Here is a 16809-nt window from a genome sequence, read left to right on the forward strand (position 1 = left end):
ATCACAGGTACAGGCGGCCCTCGCCCTTTTCGTCAGTGCTCTCAGTGGCCGGGATTGCGTCCACTCTCCCGGTGGCAAGTCCGGGCACCGATTGGGCGTCGGTCGACACGGCCGCCGCCGGGGAAACTGCGGTGGCCTTGCCGGCCGGTCGGTGGATGGCAGCGGGGGTTTCGCTGACCTCGCATACCCCGACGCCATGTACTCGGGCCAGCCGAAGAAACACCTCACGGGCATGTTCTTCTTTGGACCATCTGAACGCGACGTAGACGATGCTGCTGCCAATGGCATAGGTGGTATCGGCGCTGTCATCGTCCACGGGTGCGTCGGGACCGTTCAGCGGCCGAAAGATCTTGACGAGGTCGCGGTAGAACGCCCGCAATCCGGGAGTGGTGACTGCAGGGTCGTCGTACGAATGCGGTTCTGACCACTCGGCTTGCTTCTGGTACCACGCGAGCAGCTCGTCATCGCCGGGTGCTGCGCCCGGATCGAAGGCCAACAGGTCGTACGACATCAACGGGTCAATTGGTGCCGCGCTGTTGCTGCGGTTTGCCGGCCGAGACATCTTTGTGGGCCGCGTCCTGGGTCCTGGCGGCGGCCGGGGAACCCGACGCAGTGTCCGCGGTTCCTGCCGCCGATTTGCCCGCCGGAGCAGGGCCGTCGGCGGGCGTGGTGAACTCAGCCTGTTGCCGGAGGTGCCAGCCGGCGGGCAGGGCGTGGTGCTCGTAGTAGTGCCGAAAGAGATCGATGGCCTCAGCGGCGGTGAGGACTTCGGCCGGCCTGACGTGGTAGGTGTTGTCGCCGTTGTGAATGGGTTCGGTTTCGGCTGTCTCATCGGCGGCCTCGGAGTGCCCGACGGTATAGACGCGGTAGCTGCCGTCGGGGTCGAGACGGCGGATCTCTACGGTGAGACGGTCAGGAGCGGTCCCGGTGGTCTGGATCCACTCGTCGGGGTAGACGGTCTCGTCGTACGCGGCGTCCGGGGGCAACGGATAAATCGAATAGAACGTGTACTCGCCGTCCCCGAGCCGTTTGATTCCAGCCGCGATCTGGCCAGGAATCTCCTCGGTGAACTCGCTCATCCACCCGGACGAGCGATTCGATTTACGGACGTGGGTCGGGCGGGAAAGCCTCATTCGCCCGGCACCGTTTCGACGTGCACGCTGGTGACTTCCACGGTTTCGACCTCTCCTCGTTCGTTGGTGATGGTGACGTGGGCCGGGTTGTCGTAGCTGACGTTCCCGTCGAAGGCTCTCTGCGGTTGGCTCAGCGAGGCGCCCCCCGACTTGACCTCAATCCCTTCATACGTGCCGTCGGGTTTTCTGGCCAGCCCATCGTAGAAGCGGCCGTTCTCGGCGCCGTTGACGGTGGCTTTGCGTTGTTCTCTGGTGACCCACCGGCCTTCGTTGTCGGCTTGGTATTTCTTGATGCCTTCGGACTCGCGCAGCTTGCCGTATCCCTCGCCGCGGCCGGTGAAGTTGCCGTAGATGTCTCGGCCGTCGCCGCGGTTTATGCCTTCACCGGGTCGGCCCGTGTGGGCGTGAAAGACGGTGACGGGGTGCTGCGCGGCTTCGTGGGACAGGTCGAGCGCGCCGCCGCCCGCCAAGGCGGCGCCGCTGGCGATCATGGCGGCTCCGGCGACATTGACCGGCACGCCGACGACGGCCCCGACTCCCGTCGCATCGAGGATCACGCCGGGCACCTCCAGTCCGGCACCGCCGGCCATGAGTTCCACCCCACCGACCATCGCCAGGGCGTCCCACGGGTTGTGCAAAGCGGCGTCACCCAGCGAGGCCATGGCGTTGACCGCGTCGGCGGCCACCGCTTGCGTCACATCGGCGGCGTAATGGAGCGCGACGTTTGCCCACGCAGCCATGGTCTTGGCGGCGTCTCGGGCGGCAGCCGCCAACGGTTCAAGCAGGGTGCGGACGGCCTCGGCTTCCACCTTGAGGTCGTTGAGAACTTGGAGAGCCTCGTGCGCGATCTCGCGGAGCTGGTCTTCTTTACCGCTGACGATGCTGACGAATTCGTCGAACAGCCCCGAGGGCGTAGCCAAGTGCAGCGCCTCATCGATCAGGCGGCGCAGATGGGTGTGGGCATCGTCGACGTGCTGGGCGTAGCCGTCGAGCTGCTTGGCGATCCCGCCGGTGATCGTGCCGAGTTCGTTCAGTGCGCCGGTGGCGTCGCCGAACGCGGTCGCTATCTGACCTTTTTCTGGAATGTCCTGGCTGGCCGCGTTGCTCTCGGGCGTCACCAGCGCCGCATCGAACGTGTGAGCCGCATTGCCGATCGAATTCCAGATCGTGGCGGCAGCGCGCATCGTTTCCGGATGGCCGTTGGGCCAGACCATGCCGATGATCGACTGGATCAACCCCCACCCGAACGGCGCGCTCGACAGGCTGCCCTCGCCTCTGGGTGGCACGTGTGCCGAAAACGGTTTAGTGGCAGTGGGTTTGGTTGGCGGGCCGCCGCCCGGTTTGATCGCCGAATAGTGGTTGGCGATGGCGTAGTTGAAGGCGCTCATCTTGAGCAGGTCACCGATGCGCGCACACCCGTTGGCGGCGTCGACGAGCGCTTCCAGGCCACCCTGAGCGGCGTTGTCGTAGGACTCACCCACGACCAGGCCCGCCGGGTCTGTGCCGGTCATCCCGCCGGTTCCGCCGAGTCCCGCCAGTGCGGCGCCGACGGTGGCAGTAAAGGTATTGAAGGCTCCGATGACGTCAGACCCGGCGCCGTCGAGCACCGCGGTGTCGACCGTGATCGTCATCGCGTCAACTGCTGCCGGGCTACGATCGCCGCCACATTGCGGTGTTGGCCGCGGCCGCCGAACCGTAGTTGCTGTGCGCCGCAGTCAGGATTGCCCGGAGTTGGCCGACCGCCGTGTGCATCTCCTGCGCGCCGGCCGTCCAGCGCCGCTGAGCCTCCAAGTGAGCCGCCGCGGTCTCGCCTTGCCAGTCGATGTGCAGGCTTTTGACCTTCCGCTCGACATCGGCGAGGAACTGCTCAGCGGACTTTTCGAAGGAGTCGAACAACTCGGCCGCCGAATTCAGCGCGACGAGATCGACATGGAAAGCGGTTCCACCAGACGTGCCCATTGTCGTGTTCCTGACCGTTTACCGGGGTTGATCGGCATTGTGGAAACTTTGCGCCGCCGTGCGCAATGCCTCGACGAGCTCGGTCATGCCGCTGACGACTTTCGAAGCGCCGTTGTGCCACTCGACGAAAGCGTCATGGAATTGGCTGCCGGGCGTACCTTGCCAGCCGGTGCCCAATAGGTTGCGCACCTCGTCGTCCACGCCGCGCAGCGCATTGCCGAACTGCGCCGTTGCCGCCCCGATCTCCCCGGCCAGTGAATCGACCCGTTCCGGGATAATCTGCAGCGACCGGCCGCCAGCGTCATTCTCAGCTGAAGTCACAACCATCCCCCCAGACGGCACGCATATGAGTTTCACCAACTTAGCAGCAGGTTCCTGGGATTTTCGACGGCAACCGGGTCCTGACGGGACGGCGTCCGCGGCTCATCTGGTGATGACGGGCAACCGCGCCCACCCGCGCACGCTCGAGGTATGTGCCCGTTCGGCGTTGTCGTAGTCGACGTCCCACTCTGGCCAGCGCTTGAGGACCTCCTCGAAGGCCACCCGAGCTTCCATTCGGGCCAGCGCCGAACCGAGGCAGAAGTGCAAACCCTGCCCGAAGCTGAGGTGGCTGCCTTGCCGGTGGATGTCGAAGCGGTCGGGATCGGGGAACCGCCGGTGGTCGCGATTGGCAGATCCGTTGAGCAGCAACATGAACGAGCCTTCCGGAACGACGCTGCCGTAGTGCTCGGCAGCCCGGGCGACGTAACGGGCCTGTACCGGCGAAGGCGGTTCGTAGCGCAATGTCTCCTCGACCGCGCCGGAAATCAGGGACGGGTCGGCGACGAGTTGGCGCCGCTGGTCCGGATGATCCGACAGCAGTTGCCCCATGAAACCGATCAGCCGGGCGGTGGTCTCGTTGCCGGCACCGGCGATCATGGCGGTGTAGGCCAGCACCTCGGTGCGGGACAGGGGGCGTCGCGTGCCGTCGGGTTCTTCGATCTCGGCCTGCAGCAGATCGGTCATCAGATCGTCAGACGGATGATTGGCTCGCCATTCGATGTACTCGGCGAACATAAGTATGGTGTCCTGAAACGCATTTGGGTTGACCTCGCCGGGCTGGCGCGCCTTGTCCATTTCGATGAAGGCCCCGTTGCGGTCTCGGATGTTCGCCTGATCCGCTTCCGGGATGCCCAGTAGATAGCCGATGGTGCGCATCGGCATCATCGCTCCCAAGTCCGCGATGAAGTCGAAGCCGCCGGCACCGATGAGCGGATCCAGCTCGCGCACACAGAATCCACGCACCAGAGATTCGACGGCCAGCATTCGCCGCGGCGTGAAGACACGGGACAGCAGCCGGCGGTGCAGATCGTGCAGCGGCGGATCCTCGAACAGCAGAATGCCCGGCGGCACTTCGATGTTGTTGAACAGGATGTCAGCGGTGGTTCCGCGACCGGATCGGTAGGTTTCCCAGTTCGGCAGCTCGCGCGCCACGTCCTCGTAGCGACTCAGGGCATAGAAGTTGAATTTCTCGTTGTAATACAGCGGCGCTTCTTCACGCATTCGTTTCCACACCGGGTACGGGTTGTCGTCGATGTCGAAATCGAATGGGTCGTAATACAAGTCGATCGCGCTGGTCTCGGTCAATCTCACGTCCTCTCACTCGTTGCGGTGCAGGAAGCCGTGCAGGGTCGCCTGGACGAGCTCGTCGACGATCGCTTCCCTCGATGGTTGCTCGGGCCCGAAGAACGTCGAGCGCAGCGCCGCCATGCCGGCGATCATCGCCACCGTCGAGTGAGCCGGAAGATCCGGTTGCCCCGACTGCAATCCGCGCATCTTCATGCCTTCGGCGCTGATCTGGCCGAGCACCGTGAGCGCACTCCTGATGTCTGCGATGCCGGCGTCGGCCATTTCCTCTTCGCTGAGAGCCGCCGACGCCATGAGCGTCAGCAGCAGGCCCTGATGCTGGACAAGCACGTCGTAGAGCTGCCCGACGAAGTGCCGGGCCAATTCCTCCTCGCCGGTCTCGTCCGGAACCACCGACTGCCACGTCCGCCCGAATTCGTCGACAAAGTCGGTGAAGGGCAAAACGAGGGCCTCGCGGAACAACGCCGCCTTCGAGCCGAAGTTGCGGAAGAGCAGATGCTCGGTGACCCCGGCGGCCTGCGCGATTTCACGCGTCGTGGTGCTGCGGTAGTCCTGGCGGGCGAACAGGCTGCGCGCGGCATCCAGCAGAAGTCTGCGCGGCTCGCCACGTGGTCGTCGCATGGCCGGCGCCGACGGCTCGGCCGTGCTCGGCGTCTGCCTGGGTCGCTGGGTCACCGTGTCCACTCCTCGAACCGCATTCGGCGGTTGACCACTTTAGGATAGTATGCACTATCCTAACGGAAAAACTCGCATCGAAAGGGCGGCGGACGTGGGCGCTGTGATCATGCTTGGCACGCTGTTCGGACTGATCGTCCTGGTGTTCGGCTTGGTTTTGCGCTACGACCCAGAAGCGCGCCGCGCCCCGAGCCAGGAACACGACGCATGACGCCCCTGCTGAAGGCGGGCGTTGCCTTCGCCTACGTCGGCGGCATCTCGTTCATCGCGATCGGCGTGTATCTGAGCTATCGCCAGCGCCGCCTGCACCCGTTGCTGCTGCTCTGTATCTCGGCAATCTCGTTCTCGTGGATCGAGGCGCCGTACGACTGGGCGATGTACGCGCAGTTCCCGCCCGCGCTCCCCCGCATGCCGTCGTGGTGGCCGTTGAACATGACGTGGGGTGGGCTGCCGTCGTCGGTGCCCGTCGGCTACATCGCCTACTTCGTGTTGCCGGCCATCATCGGCGCCAGCCTGGGGCGGTGGCTGAGCGCGAAGTTCCACTGGCGCAGGCCGATCACCCTGCTCACGGTGGGGCTAGTCGTCGGCTTCTGCTGGGCCCTGTTCTTCAACGCGGTGCTCGGAGCACAGCTCGGCATTTTCCACTACGGCTACGTGATTCCCGGCTTGGCGATATTCGAGGGGACCCCGCACCAATATCCCCTCTACGACTCGCTCGCCATGGGGGTGCAGATGATGGTCTTCACCTATCTGCTGGGCCGGACCGATGCCGAAGGCCGAAACGTCATCGAGATGTGGGCCGACAAGAAAGCCAACGGCCGTCTGCAGTCAGCAATCCTGTCCATCGTCGCGGTGGTGGTCATCGGAAACGCGCTCTATGGCGCGGTTTTCGCGCCGCATCTGGTGACGAAGCTGGGCGGGTGGGTGACCTCCGGCCCCACCACCCAACACTTCCCAGGCGTGCCGAACCAGCCCCGGTAGGTTACTCGCGCCCTGCCGACACCCAGCTGAGGTCCGCAAAACGATCACCGGCGACCGCCGAGCCCGCCTCGTCCAGCGCGGCCAACTGCTCTGCGGAAAGGCTCAACTGGAGCGAACCGATGTTCTCGTCGACCCGTGTCGCGCGCCGGGTCCCTGGGATGGGCACGCAGCGCACGCCGAACGTTTCGCCACGCTGCCGCAGCCAAGCCAGCGCGACCTGTGCGGCCGTCGCTCCCTGCTGCTCCGCAACCGACCTGACCACATCCACGACAGCGAGATTGGCGTCCAGCGCGCCTTCGGCGAAGCGCGGCATGGTGCGCCGGAAATCGGTCGGCGACGACAGGTCGGCCGCCGAGCGGACGGTCCCGGTCAGAAAGCCCCGTCCCAGCGGCGAGTACGGCACGAATCCCACACCCAGTTCCGCCGCCGTCGGCACCACCTTGCGTTCCACGTCGCGACTCCAGATCGACCACTCGCTTTGCACGGCAGAGATCGGGTGCACGGCGACGGCGGCCCGCAACTCGTCGGCGGTCACCTCGGACAGACCCAGATGGCGCACCTTGCCGGCCGCCACCAGTTCGGCCATCGCGCCCACGGTCTCCTCAATCGGCACCTTCGGGTCGCGGCGGTGCAGGTAATACAGATCGACCACATCGGTGTTCAGCCGGCGCAGGCTTTCGTCGATGCACTGCCGGACGTAGGAGGCATCCCCGCGCACCGGGGTCCCGCCGGCCGCGCGGCTTCTCGGGTCGCCCGCGATGCCGAACTTCGTCGCCAGCGTCACCTCGTCGCGGCGATCCCGCAGCAGCTTGGCAATGAGCCGTTCGTTTTCGCCGCCGCCGTAGATGTCGGCCGTATCGATGAAGCTGATGCCGACATCGAGGCAATGGTTAAGGGTCGCAAGGGATTCGGAGTCGTCGACAGCCCCGTAGATCGTCGTCAGCGCCATCGCGCCGAACCCGATGGCGCTGACGTGCAGCCCGTCGCCGAGATCCACAGCGGGAACCGGGATGGGCATGGGTGAGCTACCCGCTCAGTACAGGGGGACCCAGACGCCGAAGAGCCAGTAACCCCAACCCCCGTACTGCCAGTTGAAGACCGGTAGGACGGTGAAGTTGTTGTAGTTGAACGGCGAGAAATAGCGTCGCCCGTAGTCCACGTCGCGTGGCGGCCCGCTCCACGGGCGGTTCCAGCCGCCGGGAGGCGGCGGGCCATCCCACCCGCCTGGAGGCGGTGGGCCTTGCCAGAAGGACGGCGGGCGACCGGGAGCCGGGCCGTCGTTCCAGTACCAGACTCGCTGCGGCGGCGGAGGCGGCGCTCCCTGGCCTACGAGGTTGAAGGTGATGTTGATCGGGCCGCCGACTTGGGCACTGGCTCTCGTCGTTGCGCGCGGGATCCAGGGCTGATGCGGAGGTTGAGTGCTCGGCGGATTGAGGACCACGGTTATGCCCGGAGACGGTGTCGTCGACGACGAGCCCGCCGGTGTGGTTTGTCCGGTCGACGGTGTCGAGGACGGCGTAGTCGACGAACTCGCAGCGGGCGTGGACGACGGCGTCGATGACGGCGTGGTCGACGAACTCGCAGCCGGCGTGGACGACGGGGTGGATGCCGGCGTGGACGACGGGGTCGAGGCCGGAGCGCTCGACGGTGTCGACGCGGGCGCGCTCGATGGTGTCGAGGCCGGCGCACTTGACGGTGTCGAGGCCGGCTTGCTGGGCGGTGTCGAAGCAGGCTGCGAAGGCGTCGAGGCCGGCGCCTTCGACGGCGTCGAAGCTGGGCCGCTCGGCGGCTTGGTAGGTGCAGGTGGTTGCGTCGGCGTCGGGTCGGAATAGGCGAACCCTGCGTCGACCATCACGGCGGAGAAGCCGACACCCACCGCAACCGCCGCAGCGGCGGCGACACGTTTCCTTGACATAGCTCGTCCCCTCTTTAGCCCGCGCTACGGGCAGGTCACGGTCATTTCGAATGGCTTGGACACCGGCTTCGGGTCCTGTGGGTTAGTGATATCGCTGCCGCTTGCGGTGCCCTTGATCGCGTAGGCCTTGCCCTTGCGTTCGGCCCCCGCTTTGTCGTTCTGGCCTGGCGCGGCGTCCGAGAAACCGAGCGTGACGCCGTTGATGTTGCCCAGCCCGACGGCGTGGACGATCGGCGGATCCGCGTTGCTGACCACGGCGCCGACGCCGCTGGACGGATCACCGATACCGATCTTGATGTTGTCGCCATCCGGCGTGCAGGTCACCTCACCGGTGATGTTCTGACGCTGACCGTCGACGATGACCGTCGGCCCGGCCGCCGCGGGGGGTGCCGACGAGGTCGACGCGCCCGTCTCGGACTTCTTGCTCGAACAGCCGGCGCAACCCGCAACCACGACGGCTGCGGCGGTTATGCCGATGACGATGCCACGCTTCACCACTGCTCTCCTTCGTGTCGCTAGGTCTCGTTACTCTATTTATTTCCTGGTGGCCGCGGCAATAGCGGTGAACTAGTTTCCATCGAGGCGGACCACGGCTAGACCATCGGGTGGGAGTGCAGCCCACAGACCGGTTTGCTGGCCCGGCCGCATTTCATGCTCGGCTCATCGCGATTACGCCGCGCCGCGGCGAAGTCATGAGAGCGGGCGAAGACCTACCTCGGCGACAAGGCAAGAGGTTCCCGGAGCCGAACTTCGTCGCCCGGATGAAACACGCCGAGGTGATACGAACTGCCGACGTATTCTTTGGCGCCGACCAACTGTGACAGGGGCGTCCGAACCTGCTGCCCGCCGGCGACTCTGGCGGCAATGGCGTCCAAGTCGAACCGCGGACGCCAGCCCAGGGCCCGCCGAGCCCGCGTATTCACGTAAACGCGGTCCAGGCGATCGGGAAATCGCCACCCCCGCTCCTCCCACACGGCGGCTGCGTGGGGTGCGCGGGCCGCGAACAGCGTTGCGGCGTCGGTGCGCAGGAGGGCCAGGTCCTCGCGAGTGAACGGCGTGGTGGCCGAAACAACGTAGCGCCCAAACCCGAGGCGGGGCGCGCGCTCCGCCGCTTTCAGGTGCGCGTCGACGACATCTTCGAGCGCGACCCTGCGATACGCGTATTCGTTCGCCTTGACGTTGTCATCGCTACGCCCGTCGTATTGGTGGGGCATGTCATCGCCCTCGGCGAAGAAACGCGAGGCGCGCAGGACGACACACGACAGGCCCTCGTTGCGATGCGCCAACTGGCAGAGGTCTTCTGCCCCGACCTTGGTTACCCCGTAGATGTTCTTGGGTACCGGGGTGACGGACTCGTCGATCCATGCCGCGGGACGTCCCGGCGGCGGAATTAGTGCGTCCCCGTAAACCGTTGTCGAGGAAGTCATTACGAAGGCGCGGACCTTCGCAGCGACGGCGGCGTCCAATACGGTATGAGTACCACTGATATTGGTTTCCACGAACACCCTGCCCGGCAGGAAGGCCAGTTGCGGCTTGTGCAGGGCAGCAGTGTGGAACACCCACTCCACACCGACCATCACCTCGCGCATCAAGTCTGGATCATTAACGGAACCAATCACATCCGTGTATGGGGAAGGCCGGAAGTCCAGGCCGGCCACCTCAGCGCCGTGCGCACGCAGGGCTCGCACCAACGCCTCCCCGAGGTGACCGGAGCTGCCGGTGACCAGCGCGCGAATTCGTCGCAGCGCCGAGCCGGCCGTTTTCGGAGTGCCTGCCAGCCGGGACAGCTGCGGAGGTCGCACGCCAGCGTGAATTCTTCTGGTGAGCATGTTGTGCCCTTCTGCCGTATCAGTTGCTGGGTCGAGGATCTGCACGCCTCCTCCCCAGATTCTTGAGGGATTCTCGAAACGGCCAAACGTATTCCGCGTGTGGCGCATGGTCCCCAACTGCGCACAAGAATTCGCCAAGGATCCGCCAAGCGCGCGCGCCCACCCTTCTCCAAACCCCATGACGCAGACCACACCGGAAAGGAGGGCGACGCCACCATGTTCGTAACCAACGTCAGCGCAGCGCTGCCGTTCCTCGCGGCCGACTTGTCTGAGATCCGTCTTCTGGTGGACCGGACCAACAGTGGCATAGGGTCGGTCAGCCTGGCCCACGCGACCGTCGCGCCCGGCGCGGAGACGATCTGGCATCGACTCGAACACACCGACGAGATCTACTTCATTCTCTCGGGCCGCGGTCTCGTTTGGGTGGCCGACGAATCCCAAGAGGTGGTGGCCGGCGACAGCGTCTGGATACCGGCCGGCACGCCGCAGAGAATCCAGAATCTGGGCCCAATTCCGTTGGCATTCTTGTGTGCGTGCGGCCCGGCCTACCTTCCGGAATCCGACCGGCCGGCCGAAGTAGTCACTTTATCGAAAGCCCGACCGTGACTACGGTCGGCGACCACCTGGTCAACAGGATGCGCGAGGCGGGAATCTCGGTCGTTAGCGGGCTGCCGACTTCCCGGCTTGATTCGCTGCTGGTGCGTATCTCCCGCGACCCCGGTTTTCGGATTGTCCTGGCACGGCACGAGGGCGGTGCCGGCTACCTCGCCGACGGCTTTGCCCGGGCGTCCGGCAGGCCGGCGGCAGTCTTCGCGGCAGGTCCTGGGGCGACAAATGTCATTACCGCCGTGGCGAATGCGTCGGTGAACCATGTCCCGATGCTTGTCCTGACCGGCGAGGTGTCAGTACCGGAATTCGGCTTGCATTCGCAGCAGGACACGAGCGCAGACGGGATTGGCTTGCCGTCAGTTTTCCAGCGCCTGTGCCGTGTTTCGGTGTCGATCGAATCTGTCGCAAACGCGCGGAGCAAGATCGACCGGGCGTTCCGCACCTTGCAGAGCGCACCGCACGGACCCGTGCACATCTCGCTGCCGCGCGATCTGATCGATGAAGTACTGCCGGAGCATCAGCTTGCGACGCCTACCGCGGTCCCCAAAATCCTGGCGGCGCGCGGTGCTGAGACAACCCACGAAGTGATCGCCATGCTGGAACGATCCCACTCCCCAATGCTGCTGCTGGGCAACGGATGCCGGATGGACGGCGTCCACGAGGAGATCATCGCCTTCTGCGAGAAGGCCGAGCTGCCCTTCGCCACCACCCCCAATGGCCGGGGGGTCATCGCCGAAACGCATCCACTGTCGCTGGGCGTGCTCGGCTTGTTCGGTGACGGCAGAGCCGAACAATACGTGTTCGAAACGCCGTGCGATCTCATGATCGCGGTCGGCGTGTCGTTTGACGGGCTGGTCACCCGCTCGTTCTCACCTCGTTGGGCCAACCTGAAAGCCGAAGTGGTCCACGTCGATCCCGACCCAACGGCATTCGGCCGATTCGTCGCGACCTCCCTCGGCATCACCATGACCAGCCGTGCCTTCGCGCAATCTCTGAATTCAGCCCGGGCACCGCAGCGGCCACGCAATACCGCTCTGCCGCAACCGGCATCGCCCGCGACACCGCAAGCCCGCGAGGACGTCATTCATCCGCTCGAGGTCATGCGGGAAATGGACGTGTTGCTGCCACCTAATGCGACCATTTGCACCGACGTCGGAACCTGCATCTTCTGGGCGTTCCAAGGAATTCCGGTGCGAAGGCCGGGCGGGTTCTTCGCCACCATCGACTTCTCGCCCATGGGATGCGGCATTGCCGGGGCGATCGGCATTGCCCTTGCCCGGCCTGATGATCGGATAGTCTGCATCGCCGGTGACGGGGCTTTCTTGATGCATGGCACCGAGGTTTCCACCGCGGTCGCCCAAGGACTTGCGGTGACATGGGTCATCTTGAACGACGGGCAACTCAGTGCCACCACCGGCCCCGTCCGCGGACGGATGGACCCGTCACCGGTGGCCACGATCGGCGCCACCGACTTGGCAACCATGGCTTCTGCGCTCGGAGCGGAAGGAATTCGAGTCGCCAGCCGTGCCGACCTGCGCGCCGGACTGGAAAAAGCGTTGGTTGCGACGGGCCCCTGTGTGCTCGATATCGCGATCGATCCGGAAATCAACCAACCTGACATAGGAGTAGGAAAATGAAACGACAGCCAGTAATCCTAGACACGACCATCCGTGACGGCAGTTATGCCGTGAACTTCCAGTACACCGGCGAGGACCTGCGCAACATCATCGTGGACCTCGACGTGGCGGGCATTCCCTACATCGAAATCGGGCATGGCGTCACCATCGGCGCCAACGCCGCGCAAGGTCGGGCAGCTCAGACCGACGAGGAATACCTCCGCATCGGCCGCTCGGTGGTTCGTAACGCCAAACTCGGCGCCGTGATCGTGCCGGCCCTGGCGCCGATCGAGACCGTCGACTTGGCCGGTGATCATCTCGATTTCCTCCGTATGTGCGTACTCGCCGACGAATTCGACAACGTGACGCCATTCGTCGAGCGTGCCCGGGCGAAGGGTCTCGAGGTTTCGATTCAGCTGGTCAAGTCGCATCTCTTCGACCCGGATGTGCTGGCGAAGGTTGCCGGGCAGGCGTACGACGCCGGCGTCGGAATCGTCTACGTGGTGGATACCACCGGAACATTTCTACCGGAGGACGTGCGGCGATACGTCGAGACCATCCGCGCCGCAAGCGATGTCACCGTTGGCTACCACGGGCACAACAATCTCGGCATGGCGGTCGCGAATACGCTCGAGGCATTCGACGCAGGCGCCGACTTCCTGGACGGAACCCTGATGGCCTTCGGCCGGGGCGCAGGCAACTGCCAGACCGAATGCCTGATCGCGGCACTTCAGCGACGCGGGCATCTGCCGAGCATCGATCTAGATCGGATTCTCGACGCGGCACGCTCGAGGATGCTGGGAAGGACCCGGGAAAGCTACGGCATCGACCCGTGGGAGGTCAGTTTCGGCTTGCATGGGCTGGATTCGACGCAGGTCGCCCATTTGCGTACGTCGGCGGAAAACGCCGGCCTTTCGGTGTCACGAGTCATCCGGGAGATCTCGAAAAGCATTGATGGTCCGTGGCTGTCAGCAGATGACATCGATCAGGTGATCGCCGGGATGCGAGCGTGAATGCCTGATCTCGCGGTAGCGCAACGCCGGCTGGACTCCAAGCTGGTGATGACCACCGTCACGGGCATGTTGCTCCTGACGATGGTCACCCTGGACACCACAGTCGTCAACGTGGCGCAGCGAACGTTCGTCGACGAGTTCTCGTCGACGCAGGCCGTCGTCGCGTGGACGCTGACCGGCTACACCCTGTCGTTGGCCGCGGTGATCCCGCTGACCGGTTGGGCGGCCGACCGGCTGGGGACAAAGCGGCTCGTCCTGGCCTCCCTGCTGCTGTTCACCTTGGGATCGGTGCTGTGCGCGTTGGCGCCGAATGTTGCTCTGCTGGTGGCATTTCGGGCTGTACAGGGCCTCGGCGGCGGCATGCTCATGCCGCTGCAGCTTGTCGTCCTGACCCGCGCGGCCGGGCCCGAACGGTTGTGCCGGGTACTCACAATAAGCATGGTTCCGGTATTGATCGCTCCGATCTGTGGTCCCATTCTGGGCGGCTGGTTGATCGGCGCCTTCGGTTGGCAGTGGATTTTCCTGATCAACATCCCAGTCGGATTGCTCACCTTTGAGTTGGCGAAGTTTTCGCTGCCCGAAGATGTTCCGTCATCCGCGGAGCCGTTGGATGTGGTCGGCATGTTGATGCTCTCCCCAGGGCTGGTGCTGTTTCTTTATGGTGTGTCACTGTTGCCGGAGCACGGCACACCGGCTGAACCCTCGGTCTGGCGACCGGCAACCGTCGGTTTGATTCTCCTCTGCGCGTTCATAATTCATTCCGCGCGCCGAACCAATCGTGCTTTGATCGACCTTCGTCTCCTCAAAAACCGCGCTGTCGCGGCCGCCAACGCGACAAGATTCCTATTCGTCGTGGCATTCTTCGGCAGTCTTCTGTTGCTTCCCGGATACTTCCAACAGGTACTCGCAAAGACGCCGCTCGAGTCTGGCTTGTTACTCCTACCACAAACATTGGGTGCTGCCGCGGTAATCCCGATCGTTGGAGCGATGCTGGAACGAAAAGGGCCCCGCCGCATAGTGTTGTTCGGCACGGCGTTCATGAGCGTAGGCATGAGCATGTTTGTCTACGGCATAACGCGGCACCACGTGGACATCACAGTGCTTTCGAGCGCACTCGTGTTGTTCGGAGTCGGCAGCGGCTGCTTGATGACTCCAGTCTCCTGGGCGGCTGTACACACGCTCAATCCAGACGAAGTCGCCCACGGCTCAACACTATTCAATGTCAATCACAACACAGCCGCCTCCGTCGGCGCCGCCGTGATGTCGGTCATCCTGACTAGCCGGTTGCATGGCAACGATCTGCCACACGCCTACGCCGGGGTCTTTGCGATCGTCATCATCGTGCTGCTCGCCACCGCCATCCCCGCGTCATTGCTGCCCGCCCGCGCGTAGCAGTAGTCGCTATCGGCGTCTGATCGCAACTCGGGCGTTGCTGCCGTCGTGCATCGCCGTGGTCAATTCAGCCGGACGTATTCGTACGTGATCATCTCATTCGAGAGCAACGCGCCCGAGGAAGTCGTCGATCCGCTGAGCGTCGCCGTGCATGACTGCGACCGTGTGTTCTGGTCGGCCGCGACGTCGAGGGGCTCCAACCGGCCGACAACCCGGATATCATTCCTCCTCACGACGGCCTATAGTCAGCGCAATAAGGCATGCCGCAGGAGGCGAAACAATGACGTTGGCCACCGATCATCAGGTACCGCTACGCCACACGGACCGTTTCTTCATCAACGGCGAGTGGGTGAAGCCGAGTTCGGACACGGCGATCCGCGTCTTCGACTCGAGTACCGAGGAACTGTACTTCCGGGTTCCCGAGGCTCAGGCCGCCGATATGGACGCGGCCATCGCGGCCGCCAAGCACGCCTTCGATCGCGGGCCGTGGCCGCGCATGACGCACGCGGAGCGCGCCGGGTACCTGCGCTCTATCGCCGCACAACTCGAAGCGCGAACAGCCGACTACGGCCAGATGTGGCCGCGCGAATCCGGCACCCTCTTCTCGATGGCGAAGTACTCCGCCGTCGGCGATGCCCGCGTCTTCAAGTTCTACGCCGACCTGGCCGACGACTATCCCTTCGAGGAGCCATTCCAGCCGGCCGCAACGGGATTGGCGCGCGGCGGATTCGGTCTGCTCGTCCGCGAGCCGGTGGGCGTCGTCGGTGCGATCGTTCCGTGGAATGCGCCCCTGACACTCATCGTCAACAAAGCCGCTCCCGCACTGTTGGCCGGATGCACCCTGATCATCAAGGTCTCGCCCGAAGCGCCCGGCGCGGGTTACCTGATGGCCGAAATCGCCGAGGACATCGGCCTGCCGCCCGGTGTGCTGAATGTCGTGACCGCCGACCGCGAAGTTTCCGAGTTGCTGGTTCGCGATCACCGGGTCGACAAGATCGCTTTCACCGGATCCACCGCGGCGGGCCGCAAAATCGGATCGATCTGCGGCGAGCGGGTCGCAAGATGCACCCTGGAACTCGGTGGCAAGTCGGCGGCCGTGATCCTCGACGACGCTGACATCGAGACTGCAGCAGCGACGCTCGCAGGCGCGGAGTGCCTGATGTCGGGCCAGGTCTGCGCATCGCTGACCAGGATTGTGGTGCCCCGCAGCCGCCACGACGAATTCGCCGACGCGCTGGCCGCCGCCTTCTCGGCGGTGCAGGTGGGCGACCCATTCGATGCGGCCACCCAAATGGGCCCGCTGGCAATGGAACGTCAGCGGGACCGGGTCGAGGGCTACATTGCCAAGGGCATCGAGGAAGGAGCGACCCTGGTCACCGGCGGCGGCCGGCCGAAGCATCTGAAGCGCGGCTACTACATCGAGCCCACCGTGTTCGCGAATGTCGACAACAAGCAAGTCATCGCGCAGGAGGAGATATTCGGCCCGGTGCTCAGCGTGATACCGGCCGACGATGACAGCCAGGCGATCGACATCGCCAACGACACCATCTACGGCCTCAACGCAGCGGTGTTCACCCCGGACACCGCCCGGGCCCGCGAGGTTGCAGCTGAACTGCGCTCAGGAACCGTGGGGCACAACAACTTTCGGATGGACATGGGGACAGCGTTCGGCGGATTCAAGCAATCGGGCATCGGACGCGAGGGCGGCCGCGAAGGTTTGTTGCCCTACCTGGAAACGAAGACCGTTCTGCTCGACGAAGCACCACCGCGCTACCAGCAGTGACGTAGCGCCCCGACTGTCCGAAATCGCTGGTCGTGCAAGAACGGGCACGACGTTATTCCCTGTTGCCTCATCAAGGAGCCCGCGGCGACATTCGTGGTATCGGGCTTTTCCCTGTGAATCCTGGGCTTTGCGTGTGCAACCTGGGCGTTGCGCGTGCAACCTGGGCGTAGATTCGCGACGATTCTCGCCCTACCTGCACACCCAAAGCCGTGGGTTCACACCCAGAGCCGTAGGTTCACAATGAAATGAGCGACCTCTGTCCGCCGTCACAACCGCGG

The 16809-nt window shown here is 64.6% G+C and carries 17 protein-coding genes; 6 read left to right on the forward strand and 11 right to left on the reverse strand.

The genetic code is table 11. The features are described from left to right. Position 1 precedes the first annotated feature (1 nt). The 7 genes from A5791_RS27100 to A5791_RS06930 form a co-directional block, all read right to left on the reverse strand. Positions 2–511, reverse strand: coding sequence for a hypothetical protein (locus A5791_RS27100; protein ID WP_067233209.1), 510 nt, complete (start codon positions 509–511; stop codon positions 2–4). 7 nt (positions 512–518) lie between these two features. Beyond that, a complete protein-coding gene (locus A5791_RS06905; protein WP_067233211.1) occupies positions 519–1079 on the reverse strand; it encodes a hypothetical protein in 561 nt (186 codons plus the stop codon). Positions 1080–1129: 50 nt separating this feature from the next. After that, positions 1130–2764 (reverse strand): hypothetical protein, encoded by a 1635-nt coding sequence (locus tag A5791_RS06910; RefSeq protein WP_067233213.1) that lies wholly within the window; start codon positions 2762–2764, stop codon positions 1130–1132. 19 nt (positions 2765–2783) lie between these two features. Further along, complete coding sequence (locus A5791_RS06915) at positions 2784–3092, reverse strand: WXG100 family type VII secretion target (RefSeq protein ID WP_067233215.1); 309 nt, start codon at positions 3090–3092, stop codon at positions 2784–2786. An 18-nt stretch (positions 3093–3110) separates the two neighbouring features. Beyond that, positions 3111–3413, reverse strand: a complete 303-nt coding sequence (locus A5791_RS06920; protein WP_197504618.1) for a WXG100 family type VII secretion target — start codon at positions 3411–3413, stop codon at positions 3111–3113. A 102-nt stretch (positions 3414–3515) separates the two neighbouring features. After that, positions 3516–4718 (reverse strand): cytochrome P450, encoded by a 1203-nt coding sequence (locus A5791_RS06925; RefSeq protein WP_067233478.1) that lies wholly within the window; start codon positions 4716–4718, stop codon positions 3516–3518. 12 nt (positions 4719–4730) lie between these two features. Continuing rightward, entirely contained in the window at positions 4731–5339 is a 609-nt protein-coding gene (locus A5791_RS06930) for a TetR/AcrR family transcriptional regulator (RefSeq protein ID WP_067233481.1), read from the reverse strand. Positions 5340–5600: 261 nt separating this feature from the next. Between A5791_RS06930 and A5791_RS06935 the strand changes: the two genes are divergently transcribed. Next, the gene (locus A5791_RS06935) at positions 5601–6374 is read left to right on the forward strand and encodes a spirocyclase AveC family protein (RefSeq protein WP_067233220.1); all 774 of its coding nucleotides are present in this window, start codon (positions 5601–5603) and stop codon (positions 6372–6374) included. A 1-nt stretch (position 6375) separates the two neighbouring features. On the opposite strand, the gene A5791_RS06940 is transcribed toward A5791_RS06935, so the two are convergent. The 4 genes from A5791_RS06940 to A5791_RS06955 all read right to left on the reverse strand — a co-directional run bounded on the left by A5791_RS06940 (position 6376) and on the right by A5791_RS06955 (position 10034). Next, positions 6376–7392, reverse strand: coding sequence for an aldo/keto reductase (locus A5791_RS06940; RefSeq protein WP_067233222.1), 1017 nt, complete (start codon positions 7390–7392; stop codon positions 6376–6378). A 15-nt stretch (positions 7393–7407) separates the two neighbouring features. Further along, positions 7408–8289, reverse strand: a complete 882-nt coding sequence (locus tag A5791_RS27660; protein ID WP_067233224.1) for an MAP_0585 family protein — start codon at positions 8287–8289, stop codon at positions 7408–7410. 24 nt (positions 8290–8313) lie between these two features. Next, positions 8314–8784 (reverse strand): lipoprotein LpqH, encoded by a 471-nt coding sequence (locus tag A5791_RS06950; protein WP_067233483.1) that lies wholly within the window; start codon positions 8782–8784, stop codon positions 8314–8316. A gap of 215 nt (positions 8785–8999) precedes the next feature. Further along, a complete protein-coding gene (locus A5791_RS06955) occupies positions 9000–10034 on the reverse strand; it encodes an NAD(P)-dependent oxidoreductase (RefSeq protein WP_197504624.1) in 1035 nt (344 codons plus the stop codon). Between the two features lie 300 nt (positions 10035–10334). Here A5791_RS06955 and A5791_RS06960 point away from each other — a divergent pair, with 300 nt between their 5' ends. From A5791_RS06960 to A5791_RS06980, 5 genes are all read left to right on the forward strand, one after another. Beyond that, positions 10335–10724: a cupin domain-containing protein gene (locus tag A5791_RS06960; protein WP_067233227.1), complete on the forward strand. Its 390-nt coding sequence runs from the start codon at positions 10335–10337 to the stop codon at positions 10722–10724. Then, positions 10721–12364 (forward strand): thiamine pyrophosphate-binding protein, encoded by a 1644-nt coding sequence (locus tag A5791_RS06965; RefSeq protein ID WP_255397632.1) that lies wholly within the window; start codon positions 10721–10723, stop codon positions 12362–12364. Before A5791_RS06960 ends, A5791_RS06965 begins: the two co-directional genes overlap by 4 nt. Then, positions 12361–13356 carry a 4-hyroxy-2-oxovalerate aldolase gene (locus A5791_RS06970; RefSeq protein WP_067233229.1) on the forward strand — a complete coding sequence of 332 codons (996 nt, stop codon included), beginning with the start codon at positions 12361–12363 and terminating at the stop codon, positions 13354–13356. Before A5791_RS06965 ends, A5791_RS06970 begins: the two co-directional genes overlap by 4 nt. Then, positions 13357–14748: a DHA2 family efflux MFS transporter permease subunit gene (locus A5791_RS06975; RefSeq protein WP_067233231.1), complete on the forward strand. Its 1392-nt coding sequence runs from the start codon at positions 13357–13359 to the stop codon at positions 14746–14748. Between the two features lie 280 nt (positions 14749–15028). Then, positions 15029–16531: an aldehyde dehydrogenase gene (locus A5791_RS06980; protein ID WP_067233233.1), complete on the forward strand. Its 1503-nt coding sequence runs from the start codon at positions 15029–15031 to the stop codon at positions 16529–16531. Positions 16532–16809: the final 278 nt, after the last annotated feature.

It is taken from the genome of Mycobacterium sp. 852002-51163_SCH5372311 (assembly GCF_001667115.1).
Taxonomy (GTDB): domain Bacteria; phylum Actinomycetota; class Actinomycetes; order Mycobacteriales; family Mycobacteriaceae; genus Mycobacterium.